Source organism: uncultured Rikenella sp. (assembly GCF_947628055.1).
Lineage (GTDB): Bacteria > Bacteroidota > Bacteroidia > Bacteroidales > Rikenellaceae > Rikenella.
Map to the genome: position 1 here is coordinate 1 of NZ_CANQYJ010000068.1, position 13,591 is coordinate 13,591.

General features: G+C 56.6%; 12 protein-coding genes. 3 read left to right on the top strand and 9 right to left on the bottom strand.

Annotated features, from left to right (window positions below; genetic code table 11):
* Nucleotides 1-432 precede the first annotated feature (432 nt).
* Nucleotides 433-1,227, top strand: a complete 795-nt coding sequence (locus Q0Z93_RS07125) for a DUF5106 domain-containing protein (protein ID WP_298064200.1) — start codon at nt 433-435, stop codon at nt 1,225-1,227.
* 17 nt (nt 1,228-1,244) lie between these two features.
* Here Q0Z93_RS07125 and Q0Z93_RS07130 read toward each other — a convergent pair whose 3' ends face one another.
* Nucleotides 1,245-1,979, bottom strand: coding sequence for a tRNA threonylcarbamoyladenosine dehydratase (locus Q0Z93_RS07130; protein ID WP_298064201.1), 735 nt, complete (start codon nt 1,977-1,979; stop codon nt 1,245-1,247).
* A complete protein-coding gene (locus Q0Z93_RS07135) occupies nt 1,976-2,767 on the bottom strand; it encodes a TatD family hydrolase (protein ID WP_298064202.1) in 792 nt (263 codons plus the stop codon). Before Q0Z93_RS07135 ends, Q0Z93_RS07130 begins: the two co-directional genes overlap by 4 nt.
* Between Q0Z93_RS07135 and Q0Z93_RS07140 the strand changes: the two genes are divergently transcribed.
* Together Q0Z93_RS07140 and hydE are read left to right on the top strand one after the other, a co-directional pair.
* Nucleotides 2,751-3,836: a CapA family protein gene (locus Q0Z93_RS07140; RefSeq protein WP_298064203.1), complete on the top strand. Its 1,086-nt coding sequence runs from the start codon at nt 2,751-2,753 to the stop codon at nt 3,834-3,836. The two genes, Q0Z93_RS07135 and Q0Z93_RS07140, sit on opposite strands and share 17 nt — an antisense overlap.
* On the top strand, nt 3,833-4,876 hold the full coding sequence (gene hydE / locus Q0Z93_RS07145) for a [FeFe] hydrogenase H-cluster radical SAM maturase HydE (RefSeq protein ID WP_298064204.1): 1,044 nt from the start codon (nt 3,833-3,835) through the stop codon (nt 4,874-4,876). Before Q0Z93_RS07140 ends, hydE begins: the two co-directional genes overlap by 4 nt.
* On the opposite strand, the gene Q0Z93_RS07150 is transcribed toward hydE, so the two are convergent.
* The 7 genes from Q0Z93_RS07150 to tmk form a co-directional block, all read right to left on the bottom strand.
* A complete protein-coding gene (locus Q0Z93_RS07150) occupies nt 4,822-6,390 on the bottom strand; it encodes a ComEC/Rec2 family competence protein (RefSeq protein ID WP_298064205.1) in 1,569 nt (522 codons plus the stop codon). The two genes, hydE and Q0Z93_RS07150, sit on opposite strands and share 55 nt — an antisense overlap.
* Nucleotides 6,391-6,411: 21 nt before the next feature.
* Nucleotides 6,412-7,971, bottom strand: a complete 1,560-nt coding sequence (locus Q0Z93_RS07155) for a YifB family Mg chelatase-like AAA ATPase (RefSeq protein WP_298064206.1) — start codon at nt 7,969-7,971, stop codon at nt 6,412-6,414.
* 30 nt (nt 7,972-8,001) lie between these two features.
* A complete protein-coding gene (locus Q0Z93_RS07160; RefSeq protein ID WP_298064207.1) occupies nt 8,002-8,712 on the bottom strand; it encodes a DUF2807 domain-containing protein in 711 nt (236 codons plus the stop codon).
* A gap of 101 nt (nt 8,713-8,813) precedes the next feature.
* Nucleotides 8,814-9,914, bottom strand: coding sequence for an ATP-dependent 6-phosphofructokinase (locus Q0Z93_RS07165; RefSeq protein WP_298064208.1), 1,101 nt, complete (start codon nt 9,912-9,914; stop codon nt 8,814-8,816).
* A gap of 90 nt (nt 9,915-10,004) precedes the next feature.
* Nucleotides 10,005-11,480 carry a potassium/proton antiporter gene (locus tag Q0Z93_RS07170; protein ID WP_298064209.1) on the bottom strand — a complete coding sequence of 492 codons (1,476 nt, stop codon included), beginning with the start codon at nt 11,478-11,480 and terminating at the stop codon, nt 10,005-10,007.
* Between the two features lie 70 nt (nt 11,481-11,550).
* Nucleotides 11,551-12,798 carry a BT_3928 family protein gene (locus Q0Z93_RS07175; RefSeq protein ID WP_298064210.1) on the bottom strand — a complete coding sequence of 416 codons (1,248 nt, stop codon included), beginning with the start codon at nt 12,796-12,798 and terminating at the stop codon, nt 11,551-11,553.
* Nucleotides 12,776-13,468, bottom strand: coding sequence for a dTMP kinase (gene tmk, locus Q0Z93_RS07180; RefSeq protein ID WP_298064211.1), 693 nt, complete (start codon nt 13,466-13,468; stop codon nt 12,776-12,778). Before tmk ends, Q0Z93_RS07175 begins: the two co-directional genes overlap by 23 nt.
* Nucleotides 13,469-13,591: the final 123 nt, after the last annotated feature.

Here is a 13,591-nt window from a genome sequence, read left to right on the forward strand (position 1 = left end):
TCCGCCCCCATGGAAATAAATCGCCGGGTTCCCTGACCGGAGATACGGAATAGGGCTCACCCCGCCCGCATAGCGGGCGGGCCGATTTTTTGACATTTCTAAATCGGTCGTTTTTGGAAATATAATTGCATAAATACAGAATTTTGTATTTATATTTTTAAATCATCCGTTGATATATTAAATTAATATATCAACGGATGATTCTTTCGTAATATATATTTATATGGTTATATGCTGGATTGTACCTTTTTCGAGTTCGGCTCTGCAACGGGAACTGTGTTGTAGCGGATAAGGCTCGGTTCGAGTGCCGAGCGGCACCACTGGCCCGAGGTGAAAAAATCTCTCCAAAATGCCGGTACAATAAACTATATAATCGTCTTTCTCGGATTTGATGTGTATATTTGGGCGAATCAAAATACTATACGACAGGCAATGAATCTTAAAATCGCATGGATTGTAGGGATTTCGGCTGCGTTTGTGGCATGCGGAGGGGGGCAGCAGAAGCCGAAACCGGAAGCGTCCTGGCAGCGTGAAGCGAAATTTCGTACTTTCCTGAATTTATCTATGACCGCTTCTGTGGATTCGGCACGTCATATTCTGGATACGTTGCTTGATTTTTACGGAAAGGATAGCGCCGCATTAAGACAAATGGTCGATTTTTTAACGCCTCCGCTTTCCGATCCGAACTCGCAGATCCGGAACGACGAGCTTTATATTCCGCTGTTGGAAGCGATGATCGCTTCGCCGTTTTATGACTCGACCGAAAAGGTGCGGCCCCGTTACCGGCTGGAAATGGCCCGCAAGAATCGGGTGGGGCAGCCGGCGGCCGATTTTGCTTATACGCTGGCCGATGGCAAACGGGGAAATTTATATGCTGTCGAAGCTCCGTTCACGCTGGTCTATATCAATAATCCCGATTGCCATGCCTGCGAGGAGATTCTGCAACAGTTGAGCGGCTCGTCAGTCATTGATAACCAGCAGAAGTCGGGGCGGTTGAAAATCGTGGCGATCTATCCGGACAAGGATTTGGGGGCGTGGCGCAAACACCTGAAAGAGACGCCGGAGACCTGGATCAACGGATACGATGCGGAACTGGCGATTCGGCGGCAGGAGTTGTACGACTTGCGGGCGATACCGTCGCTCTACTTGCTCGACCGGGATAAAAAAGTGTTGCTGAAAGATTGTACCTCGGTCGATCTGATCGAGGCTTGGTTGATTGCGGAATAGTGCTGATTTCCCAGGTTTTACATCTCTCCTAATAGGGTGCGGACGGCGACCGAAGCGCAGGCGCAGCCGAATACCGCCGGCATATAGGAGATGGTGCCGACGTTCGATTTCTTGTTTTGCTCTTCGCACAGGATCATCGAGCCTTCGCGGATCGGTTCGGGCGAGAACACGACGGGAAAACCGGAGCGTATGCCGGCTTTGTGCAGCCTTTTCCGGAGCATGTGTGCCAGCGGGCAATGGTGCGAATGGCCTATGTCCTTGATTTCCACCAAGGTCGGGTCGGTTTTGGCCCCGGCTCCCATCGAGCTGACCAGCGGAATGTTCCGGTCGAGGCACCCTTTGATCAGGTTGACTTTGGGGGCCAGCGTGTCGATGGCATCGACCGCAAAATCATATTTCGGTTCGCGATCCAGCAGGAGATCGGTCGCTTTGTCTTTGATATATTCCTGAATAACAGTTAATTGTATGTCGGGGTTGATGTCCCGGAGCCGGGCGGCCAGTATTTCCGCTTTGGGCTGTCCGACCGTCGAGTGCAGGGCGACGAGCTGCCGGTTGATATTGGTGAGGCCGACGGTATCCGCATCGACGAGGGTCATTCGTTCCACGCCGGCCCGCGCGATCATTTCTGCGGCATAGGCTCCGACACCGCCCAGACCGACTATCAATACGTGCGATTTTTGCAGTCTTTCGGCCTTTTCTGCTCCGAGCAGAAGTTCCGTCCGTTCGCACCAGGCTCTTCGGTTTGTCGTCATAGGAGCGTGATTTTGGAAAATAAATTATTGAAATTCAAAGCTAAACGATTTTTTAGGTCGTTCGGATTCCAACCTGGCAGTTCGGCGGCATAACGATACATTTCGCGGATTCCGGTTTGAGGATCGTCATCGGTTTCTAAGAAAATGCGTTCCGGTTCTTCTGCCGCGAGGAGCCGGAAAGTTGCTTGCGATTTCGGGGAGCGCATCAGGGTCGGCCCGAACGAAAACCGGACTGCGGGTACGTGGCGGAGCCACTGCCGGGCCGACTCCGGACTGCCCGTATAGCCATGCAACAGTACTGGAACAGCTGCGTGTTTGCTGAGGGTGTCCATAACGGCTTGAGTGGCGTGTACATTGTGGATGATCAGCGGCTTGTCCGTCCGGTTTGCAATTTCGATCTGCAGCTCGAACCACTTTTTTTGTATTCCGAAAGGCTGGTATTCGGGTCTGAAATCCAATCCGGTCTCCCCGACGGCCACCCATCCGGGATGTGTGGCCGCCGCAAAAATTTCCAACCAGGCCGACTGGGCTTCGGATGCGTCCCAAGGGTGGATGCCTGCCGAAAAAAGCCGCTGTTCCGGCAGGTCGGGATCGGAACTTCGCAGCCTGATATTCAGGATGGAAACGGTATCCGCTTCGGGACGATGGGTATGGATATTGATATAAGGAGGCATGGCCGCTATCCGAAAAGGTGTATCTTTATCGTGCAAATCGTATACCGGGAAGTGACCGGGTTTACTCGAATGACCGACAGAATACAAATTTAGCGAAATGGTTTTGAAATACACGGTTTTAGGGTTGGCTGCGTTCTGCTGGTCGTGCGGGACGCCAGGTGAACCGCGGGCGAGACGGGACAGTTCCGTATTGGATTCGGTGGTCGTCAGACCGGAGCTGACGCTGGTTTTTTCGGGAGATGTGATGCAGCACCTGCCGCAGGTGGCGGCTGCACGCAATGAGGACGGGAGTTTCGATTACGGTTCTTGTTTTCAGTATATTGCGCCGTTTTGGAAAGCGGCGGATTTCGCGGTGGTCAATTTAGAGACGACGCTTTCGGAGCGGGGGCCGTACAGCGGTTATCCCCGTTTTGCTTCGCCTCCGGCTTTGGTGTCTGCCTTGAAAGATGCCGGTGTGGATGTGACGGTTTTGGCTAATAATCATTGTTGCGATCGCGGTTGGGCCGGGATACGGACGACGGTGCGGACAGTGGATTCGTTGGGTCTGCGGTATGCGGGGGTCTATACGGACTCGGCTTTGTCCCGAATCCCGTTGATGCTGAAAAAGAACCGTTTTAGGGTGGCTTTGCTGAATGCTACTTATGGGACGAACGGACTGCCGGTGCCGCGGGGAGCGGTGGTGCACCTGATCGACACGGTGCGGATGGCGGAGGAGGTGCGGCAGGCCCGGAGGGATTCGGCTACGCATATCGTTCTGTTCGTGCATTGGGGCGAGGAGTACCGGCAGAGGCCCGACGACGAACAACGGCAGGTGGCGGCGTGGTGCCGGCGGCAGGGGATCGATGCGGTGATCGGGTCGCACCCGCATGTGGCTCAACCGATCGATACGGCGCAGCGGATAGCTTGGTCGTTGGGGAATCTCGTGTCGAACCAGCGGAACCGTTATCGGGACGGGGGGCTGAACGTGCGGCTCCGGCTTTCGTTCTCGGGGCAGCCGGTGATCGAGAGTCTGCCGCATTGGGTCTGGCTGGCGGGGGAAGGGGGGCGAAAGCGGTATTATGTGGTGCCGGCATACGTATCCGGAACGGAGATCGGGATGGACAGTCTCACGAATGCGTTGTTCGTCAGGGCGTTGGAGGATAATCGAACCGTGGCGGGGGCGGTGGAGGAGGCGGTGCTATGATGACGCGCGAGGAGTTGACCGCTGTTTTGGGGGCACCGTTGGGCGAGGCGGCGAACGACCGGGAGTTGTTTGCGGCGGCGGTCGAGGTGCGGAACCGGACGGTCGGCGATCGGGTCTACCTGCGGGGACTGATCGAACTGTCGAACCGGTGTCGCAAAAACTGCCTCTACTGCGGGATTCGGCGCGGACATCTCGGAGTGGAACGCTACGAACTGACTGACGAACAGGTCTTAGCTGCGGCGGAACGGGCGTGGCGGTCGGGCTACGGCTCGGTGGTGATTCAGGCGGGGGAGCGGACGGACGGCGCGTTTACGGAGCGGGTCGAACGGCTCGTGGGACGCATGAAAACGTTGTCGAACGGCGAGTTAGGTATCACGCTGTCGCTGGGGGAGCAGTCGCGGGAGACCTATCGGCGGTGGTTTGCGGCGGGGGTGCACCGCTATTTGCTGCGGATCGAAACGTCTTCGCCGGAACTCTATGCGCGAATCCATCCGGCGGATCATGACTATGACAGGAGGTTAGAATGTCTGCGCGCGTTGCGGGAGGAGGGGTATCAGGTCGGTACGGGGGTGATGATCGGGCTGCCGGGCCAGACGGTGGAAAGTCTGGCGGATGATTTGCTGTTTTTCAAGGCGTTGGATATCGACATGTGCGGGATGGGACCGTATATCGAGGCCCCGGGGACGCCGCTGGCGGCGGTGGAGGCGCCTTTTTCGCGGGCCGAACGTTTGCAGCTGGCGCTTCGGATGATTGCGCTGCTTCGGTTGTCGATGCCGGACATCAATATCGCCTCGACGACGGCGCTTCATGCCTTGCATCCGCAGGGGCGGGAATTGGGGGTGGCGGCGGGGGCCAATGTGATGATGCCTAACCTGACGCCGGAGGCGGTGCGCGGAGATTATAAACTGTACGATAACAAGCCGTTGCAGGATATGGATTTGCAGGGATTCAACGTGGCGCTGGATAACGGATGGGGCGATTCCCGTCATTTCGCTTTGCGCCGGCTCAACGTTTGTGTGTCGGCCGAATCCCAAAAGTAGGATCGGGTCTTCGCCGGCTCCCGGCGGTTGATCCATACGATCAGGGCGATGATGACAGCATAGATGGCTGCACAGCCCCATTCGTTCAGCTCGATTCCGGTGACGGCTATCCACGGGTGGCTGGCCATCCGGGTAATGACGGTGTTCTGCCAATCGGCGACGAGGTGTGTCCATTCGTAAACCCGTTGCCAATCGGTGGCGAGATAGAGTAGCGAGCCGCCGATAATTGCCGGCACGGTGAACCAGATCAATGGGTTGAGCAGAAGACCGGCGATCTGGAGTTGTCCGAAGTGGTACATGACCAATGGAAAGGTGCCGATCTGAGCGGTCAGTCCGATGAGGGTCAGCGACCAGAGCCAGCGCAATACAGCATGGCGCGGTATCCCAAGCCGGGCAATCGGGCGGTACAGGGTGATGATGCCGACCATGGCGGCGAACGACAGTTGGAAGCCGATGTGGTAGACGTAATAGGGGTTCCAGAGCAGAATGACTAAGGCTGCGGCGCATAACGTGTTGAGGCTGTTGGTGTAGCGCGACAGCATCAGGCCGGTCTGCAAGAGGGAGAACATAATCACGGCCCGGATCACGGACGGGGATAGGCCTGTCAGAACGGCGTATCCGCACAGGCATAGGATGACAAGAATGCCGAGCGTTATGTATCCCCGCCGCAACAGCCGTATCCATCCGAACAAGAGGTTGAGTATCATGAAGATAATGCCTACATGCAGCCCGGAGACCGAGAGCAGGTGGGCGACGCCGGCGCGGGAGTAGCTGTTCCGCAGCTGCGGGTCGATGTCGGACTGATCGCCGACGGCTAATGCCTGCATGATGCTTCCGGCGTCGTCCGTTTCGGCCCGGTCTGGTGATAAGAGTTTGTTTCCCAGCTGGTTGCGCAATAGTTCGATGCGTGTCCTGAGGGTGGTGTCGCGGTCGATTCGGACTACTGTCCAGGCGAAACAACGGGCGGCGATTCCGCGGGTGCGCAGCATATAGAGATCGTATCCGGATGTATCGGCGGCATAGAGCCTGCCCCGCAATCGGATGAGATCGCCGATCGCTAACGCCGGATTGCGGCCCGAAGTATCGGCATACAGTCTGATTCTCAGCTGACCGAGCGGTATCCACTCTCCGCTGGTGCTGTCGGCGAAGCAGAACAGGGTCGCTTCGCTGCGGTTCCATCGTCCTCGGGTTTGCGGAATGGTCTCCACACGCCCCAGAAAAGTGAGCCGTTCGCCGTGGTGCTCGTGAGCCGGTGCCGGGTCGATCCGATTTGCGGCGGATAAGGTGCAGCCCGCACCGAAGAACAAGCTCCAGACCAGTATGCGCTGCCATGAAGCTATCCGGTTGAAGTACCGGTATTTGGTGAGTGGAATGAGGAGCAGGAGGAGGCCGATGACGAAACAAGAGGTCACGCCGTTTCCGGCCAGGCCGGAGCGTGTGAAGGAGAGAATGCCGGCAATATAGGCGACAGTCGGTTCGAGGAGTGGGGTATTGGCCCGGGTGAATCGTGCCATTCGGCCGTATCGAATGGAGTGTTAATTATCGGACAGGTGATTGCAGTCTAAGCTTCGGTACTGGATCGCTTCGGCGACATGATCGACTGCGATATTTTCAGCTCCTGCCAGATCGGCGATTGTCCGGGCCACTTTTAAAATCCGGTCGTAAGCCCTTCCCGAAAGTCCCATCGTTGTCATGGCATTCTGCACGAGTTCGATGCTTTCGTCGTCCAGACGGCAGTATCGTTCTATCTGTTCCGGCGTCAGCATGGCATTGCAATGGGTTTGTGCATACCCGTCCCTTTGCAGTCGCCGGGTCTGCCGTTCCCGTGCCGCGGTGACCCGTTTTCTGATCTGCGCACTGGTCTCCCCTTCGCGCAGCTGCCGCGTCATACTCTCCACCGCCACGGGAATGACTTCGACTTGTATGTCGATCCGATCCATCAAGGGGCCTGAAATCTTGCTCATATACCTGGCCTGCGCTGCCGGCGTACAGGTGCAGACTTTGTCCGGATGGGTCCGGTAGCCGCACGGACAGGGATTCATCGCTGCGATCAGCATGAAATTGGCCGGGTAATCGACACTATATTTCGCCCTTGAAATGGTGATCCGTTTTTCGTCGAGCGGCTGCCGCAGCACTTCCAACGTTTTCCGGTTGAACTCCGGGAGTTCGTCTAAAAAGAGTATCCCGTTGTGTGCCAATGAGATTTCCCCCGGCTGCGGCGGTACGCTCCCGCCCACCAACGCCACTTCGGACGTGATATGGTGCGGCGCCCGAAAAGGTCGTGCGGTCAGCAATCCTCCGCGGCTGTCATCCCCCAGCTTCCCCGCCACGGAGTGTATCTTCGTAGTTTCCAAGGCTTCGGCCAGCGTCATCGGCGGCGTGATGGTCGGCATCCGCTTGGCCAGCATACTTTTCCCCGCTCCCGGCGGCCCGATCATCAGCACGTTATGCCCGCCTGCCGCTGCAATTTCCAGCGCCCGCTTGACTTCTCCCTGTCCTTTGACATCCTGAAAATCCATGTCGAAATCGTCCAGTCTGGAAAAGTATTCCGCCCGCGTGTCGATCGTCGTCGGCTGGAGATCCGATTCGCCGTTCAAGAGTGCGACGACTTGCATCAAATGATCGACGCCGTAGACCTTTAGGTTCTGAACCACAGCTGCCTCCCGTGCATTCGCCGCCGGCAGGACAATCCCCTCGAATCCCTCTTTCCATGCCTGTACGGCGATCGGCAGCGCCCCTTTCACCGGCAGCAGTGTCCCGTCTAACGAGAGTTCTCCGATGAGGATGTATTTTCCGAGCATGGGTTCCGCCGCCACCTGTTTGGAAGCCGCCAGTATCCCCACGGCGATCGGCAGGTCGTAGTGCGATCCGATTTTCCGCATGTCGGCCGGTGCCATATTGACCAGAATGTTGAAGCCCGGCATGTGCAGTTTGTTGTTGGCGAAAGCGGCCGTGATGCGCTGCTGGCTCTCCTTGACGGCATTGTCCGGCAAGCCGACTACCAAAAATCGTATTCCTGGAGAAAGGTTGACTTCGACGGTGATGGTTCGGGCGTCGATCCCTTCCACGGTGCTGCTGTAGGTCTTGACGAGCATGCCGGTAGGTGGTTGGTTAAGAGGGAAATTTTATAGGTTGTTGATCGATTCCACGCCGCCCATGGTCGCCTTTTTGATGTGGAGGGTGACCGGTTCGCCGACGAAGAAGATGTTGGCGCCCGTCACGGCCCGTGCATCGAGCTGTTCGTTCGCCCGCAGCTGTATCTCGGCTTTCCCCGAAGCGGTTGCGGTGACGTTCCCCGCCGAAAGTTCCAAGCATTCGATCCGGCTTCCCAATTTGGCCTGGTAGGTGGCGTATTCCGCCATGCCGCTCACCTTGACGGTATTGTCTCCGCTGGTATGAATGGTCACGTCGTTGCATTCCGTCGTCAGGTCCATCTTGCCGGAGGAGCTCTCCGCTTCGATGTAGAGGCTGGCGCACACAATCGGGTCTTTGGCCGTGACTTCGCCGCCGGTCATGACGATGTGGTTCAGTTCCCTGTAGTAGAGCTTGATGTCGGCATAGGCCCGTTTGTTGACGAGCCCTTTCCGTGTGTTGATTATCAGTGTGTTGTCCTTGATCCGCCAGTGAATGCCTTTGGCGTCGATCCCCCACAGCATGATTTGCAGCCGGTTTTCTTCGGCCGGAATCAGTTCGATCTTGACTGGCCCGTCGATGCTCAAGGTGGTGAACGGAGCCAAGGGCTCCGTTTCGATAATCTGTTGGGCCCGGCTTTCTGCGACGGTAACTGCGAGCGTGCAGACGATTGCCGACAATAGGGGAGTGAGGCGCATTTTCATAGTACCCAAATGTAGTTTTTTTTCGGAGAATATCAAAAGAAAAGCCCCGTCTCCATTGATAATAATGGAAACGGGGCTGAGGTGAATATTCGTTGTGCCGGTTAATCCCCGAAGCTGATCCCGCAGCCTCTGGCCGTTTTCACGATGTCGCTGTCCGGCCGCACATATTTGCATTGTCCCACCGCTTCTTCAAACGGTACGGCGATAATGTCCGGATGCCGGTACGATACCATGTGTCCGAATTTCCCTTCGAGCACGTATTCAAATGCTTTGACCCCGAACTGGGTCGCCAGCACCCGGTCGTATGCAATCGGCACTCCTCCCCGTTGGATATGCCCCAGCACCGTTTCCCGGATGTCCGGCTCGAAGCCTGCGGCTTTGAGTTGTCTGCTCAGGTCGTAAGCGATCCCGCCGAGTCTGACATTCTCATATCCGACTTCCGTCGCTGCCGCGGCATGCACCGTCCCGTCTTTCGGAACCGCCCCTTCGGCCACCACGATGATCGCCGATCCGCGATTCCTTGAGTTGTATCGTTTGTTGAGTTTTTCGAGTACGACGTTGATGTCGTACGGAATTTCCGGAATGAGGCAGACGTCCGCCCCCCCGGCAATAGCCGCATGCAAGGCGATCCATCCCGTATTCCGTCCCATCACTTCCAGTATGAATGTCCGGTTATGCGAAGCCGCCGTGGTAACCAATTTGTCCACCGCATCGGTCGCAATCTGCACCGCGGTCTGGAATCCGAAGGTAAAGTCGGTCGCCGACAGGTCGTTGTCGATCGTCTTCGGCACCCCTACGATATCCAGCCCCTGGCTCTGAAGTTTCTGCGAGATGCGCTGCGATCCGTCCCCGCCGATCGAAATGACGGCATCGACGCCCATATACTGCAATTTGCGGATCATTTCGTCCGAACGGTCGACGTATTCCCACTGGCCGAGGTGCTTGTTATACACCGGCCAAGCGAATGGCCCCCCCTTGTTCGTGGTTTCTATGATCGTGCCGCCCCGGTAGTGAATCCCGGCTACGGCCGCTTCATCCAGAATCTTGACTTCGGTAGGTTCCCACAGGATACCGTTATATGCCTGGATACTCCCAAGCACTTCCCAATCCCCTTCCTGCGCTGCGCGCTTCACCACGCCGCGGATCACTGCATTCAAGCCGGGGCAGTCGCCGCCGCTCGTTGCAACTAAAACTCTTTTCATGTTTTAAGGGTCTTTTACGTTTCAAAAACAGCTACAAATGTAAATAAATTTTTGTACGAACCCAATCCGGACGGGAAGAAAGATGTTCTGTCATTGATCCGTTTCGTCTGTCAGGGTGAACAGTTGGTAGACTTGTTCCGCGGCTTCGCGGTTCTGGCTGGCGACGATCAGCCGGTCGCCGGCTTCCAGGACGGTCGATCCCGTGACGATGATGTGGTCGTCGCCGCGCCTGAGCAGGGTGATTCTGGCTCCGTCCGGGAACGGTGCTTCGGCCACGGGACGGCCCGTATACGCATTGCCGCGGGCTACGGTGATTTCGATCAGGTCGGAAACTTCGGATGGGTCGATCTCGGGTTTCTGCCCGATCATCTTTTCTTCCGGTTCGGAGACTTTCAGCCATTTGGCGAACCGGGGCAGGGTAGTGCCCTGCACCAAGATGGAGGTCAGCGAGATGAAGAAGACGATGTTGAAGATCATGCCTGCCTTGTCGATGCCGGCGATCAGCGGGTAGGTGGCGAACACGATCGGCACGGCGCCGCGCAATCCGACCCATGAGACGAAGGTTTTGCTCCGCAATGGCATTTTAAAGAATAGCAGCGACAGGAAAACGCTCACCGGCCGTGCCACGAGGATCATAAAGGCCGAGACTAACAGTCCTGCTCCGATGACCGGCACGATCTGGCTCGGGAAAACGAGCAGGCCGAGGGTGAGGAACAGGATGATCTGCATGAGCCAGGCGAATCCGTCGTAAAAGTTGAGTATGGCTGTCCGGTGCGGGATTTTGTGGTTCCCCAGCCACAGGGCGGCTAAGTATACGGCCAGGAATCCGTTGCCGCCGATCTTGTCCGTAACGGCGTAGGTGAAGTACATCAGGGCGATGATCATCACGGAGTAAAGGCCCATATATCCCAACTTGACGTGCCGGGCGATCCAGACCATGGCCATCCCGAACAGGACGCCGGCCCCGCCGCCCACGATGATCTGGACGAAAAAGTTGACGATTGCTCCCGATACCGATGAACCGGGATTGATAATCAGTCCTAAGCAGGTGATGGTCAGCAGATAGGCCATCGGGTCGTTGCTCCCGCTCTCGAATTCGAGGATCGGGCGCAGGTTGTGTTTCAATCGGAGGTTTTTGGAGCGCAGGATCGAAAAGACGGCTGCTGCGTCTGTCGAGGAGACGATGGACCCCAGCAGCAGTCCTTCAAAAAGCGAGAATCCGGGCACTACCCAGTGGACGAACAGCCCGGTGGAGATGGCGGTGAGCAGTACGCCGACTGTCGAAAGGATCGTCCCCTGCCACATGACTGGCCGCACGGATTTCCATTCTGTGTCCAGACCGCCTGAGAAAAGGATGAAGTTCAGGGCGATCACGCCGATGAACTGGGCGATGCCGGGGTTGTTGAAATTGATGCCTCCGATACCGTCTGTTCCGGCGAGCATGCCTACGGCCAGGAACAGCACTAAGGCGGGAATGCCGAACCGATAGGCCCGCTGACCTGCTAAGATGCTTATAAACAGAAGAATCGATCCGATAAGCAGGATGTTTCCGGAGGTAATGTTCATACGAAAAAAGGTTTCAACGGTTTGCTAATTTAGCAAAAATTACGCCAGCTCTCTGCAAATGGCCGAACTTTTACCGCACGGGAGGTCTTACGGTCGATACGGCGATAACGGCTATGCCCAAGGCGAAAAGCAGACTGAGGAGTTTCTCGCGGTCGATCCGGTTGTCGGTCAGCACGTTGCTGAGCGGATCGTGGGCGGTCTCTTCCCAGTGGGGCAGGCGGTTCATGGGCCATTTGTCCAGAATGGTTCCGTCGTGGAGCAATAGGGCGCCGCCTGTCCGGTGCTGGATCATGGTGCGCAGTACTGTGTAATCGCTGCTGAGCGGCTCGATCCCGTTCTCGGCCAGCGATGCGGGCAGCGATGCGGCGCTGAGCGCCACCGCCCGCCCGCCGTACCGGTGGATATAGTCTGCCAGCATGAACATGTCCGGTTCGTAGCGCGGATCGTAGTCGTTGATTACGAACAGCAGGGTGTATCCTTTGCGTTCCAGTATCTCGTCCGACCGGTCGATGTTCCCTTCAAACATCGGTACGGCTTTGATTTCCGGTGCGGTGCTCCGGCCGGTGGTCTTCGTATCGACGTATTCCCATCGCGAGGAGTCGTACCACGTGGTGTCTTCAATGGCAAAGTCTTGCAGGGTGCCGTCCTGCCGGTTTCTGTAAACTAAGACGGTTTGCGTGTCATTCTCGTGCACGGTCATGGCGTGGAGAATGTTGACGCCGGTCTTGAATGGGGTGGGATCTATCGGCGGCAGGTAGCTGTAGCAATAGATGCTCAGCCCCAGGCTCAAAGGCGCCAGTATGGCATAGGTCACGGCAGTCCGCAAAGGCGATGGGTTGAGCTGCCGCTGGCTGTTCCGTGCCAAGAATACGATAATGGCGAACGGATAGAAGATTAGGTTTTTGAAGAAGGTTTCCCAGTTGGTGAGGTGCACTAAGTCGCCGAAACAGCCGCAGTCGCTCACCGGGTTGGCTATGGCGAGCCACAGGGTCAGCAGTGTGAAAAAGGTCATCCCGACGAATGCGTACCAAGCGGCTGCGCGTCGCGAAATGCCGCTCAGCAGCATGAAGCCGATCAGCAGTTCTGCCGATGGCAGCAGAATCGCTCCTATATCGTCGAAAATCCGCAGAAAATCCAGCCCGAAGGCGGAAAAGTATTCTCCCAATTTAATGGAAAGTCCGAACGGGTCGATGGCTTTCGAGGCCCCTGAAAGAATAAACAGTGCGGCCAGAAGATACCGGGCCGCGGTGACCAGTTTGCGGGAGATGTGGTGTGCGGCTTTGGGGTGCCGTTCTTTAAAAGTGTCGAGATATTTCATCGGCTATCTTGTTGAAAATCAATTCTGGTGCGAGCATTTTCCCGCTTTTCGGGTCGCTGCAGCCGATCACTCGGAAGGTGGGGTCGTCTGCTGCGCAGGAGAGATAGATTTCCCGCACGTTCTGTTGCAAGGTCAAAGAGGCTTCATGGATGTCTGCTTTGCCTTTCAGATAATCCCGGTCTTCGCCTTGGCGTTGCTCGGCGAGTTTTTTTTCGGTAAAGGCGAACGGGACGTCCAGAAACAAGGACAGATCCGGTCGCGGAATGCCGTTATGCTCGTATTCGAGGTGCAGTATCCAGTCCTTAAGCGCGGCACGTTCTCCGCCAGCCGGCTCGGCCGGGAGTTTGGCGCATTGGTAGGCGATATTGGAGTAGACGTACCGGTCTACAATGACTGTTTTGCCGTCGTTCAGCCACTGGCGGATGAGCGGGGCGGATTCCTGTCTGTCGCCGGCGTAGAGCAGGGCGACCAAATAAGGATCGACTTGGTCGAGTGTCCCTAATTCGCCGCGCAGAAACCGGGCGATCAGATCGCCGTAAACCGGGGTGTCGAACCGCGGAAAGTGGAGGTATTCGACTGCTCTGCGGTGCTGTTTCTCGAACAGGCGGCGGATAAGTGCCACTTGGGTGGATTTGCCTGCGCCGTCGAGCCCTTCGATGACGATGAACATAGGGTCAAATGTTTTTGTTAATTGTAGGTTTTATTGTGCGTGTTCAGTATAGAACTGTTCTCTTTAACTTCGCTACGCTCGTTTTCCTCCTCGCCGCTCGGCAAAGCGTGCAAGCCCGCTCTG

What these genes read in the sequence shown, in the direction of transcription:
- Q0Z93_RS07125 (WP_298064200.1), top strand. Translation starts at nt 433, where the DNA reads ATGAATCTTAAAATCGCATGGATTGTAGGGATTTCGGCTGCGTTTGTG.
- Q0Z93_RS07130 (WP_298064201.1), bottom strand. Translation starts at nt 1,979, where the DNA reads ATGACGACAAACCGAAGAGCCTGGTGCGAACGGACGGAACTTCTGCTC.
- Q0Z93_RS07140 (WP_298064203.1), top strand. Translation starts at nt 2,751, where the DNA reads ATGGTTTTGAAATACACGGTTTTAGGGTTGGCTGCGTTCTGCTGGTCG.
- hydE (WP_298064204.1), top strand. Translation starts at nt 3,833, where the DNA reads ATGATGACGCGCGAGGAGTTGACCGCTGTTTTGGGGGCACCGTTGGGC.
- Q0Z93_RS07150 (WP_298064205.1), bottom strand. Translation starts at nt 6,390, where the DNA reads ATGGCACGATTCACCCGGGCCAATACCCCACTCCTCGAACCGACTGTC.
- Q0Z93_RS07155 (WP_298064206.1), bottom strand. Translation starts at nt 7,971, where the DNA reads ATGCTCGTCAAGACCTACAGCAGCACCGTGGAAGGGATCGACGCCCGA.
- Q0Z93_RS07160 (WP_298064207.1), bottom strand. Translation starts at nt 8,712, where the DNA reads ATGAAAATGCGCCTCACTCCCCTATTGTCGGCAATCGTCTGCACGCTC.
- Q0Z93_RS07165 (WP_298064208.1), bottom strand. Translation starts at nt 9,914, where the DNA reads ATGAAAAGAGTTTTAGTTGCAACGAGCGGCGGCGACTGCCCCGGCTTG.
- Q0Z93_RS07170 (WP_298064209.1), bottom strand. Translation starts at nt 11,480, where the DNA reads ATGAACATTACCTCCGGAAACATCCTGCTTATCGGATCGATTCTTCTG.
- Q0Z93_RS07175 (WP_298064210.1), bottom strand. Translation starts at nt 12,798, where the DNA reads ATGAAATATCTCGACACTTTTAAAGAACGGCACCCCAAAGCCGCACAC.
- tmk (WP_298064211.1), bottom strand. Translation starts at nt 13,468, where the DNA reads ATGTTCATCGTCATCGAAGGGCTCGACGGCGCAGGCAAATCCACCCAA.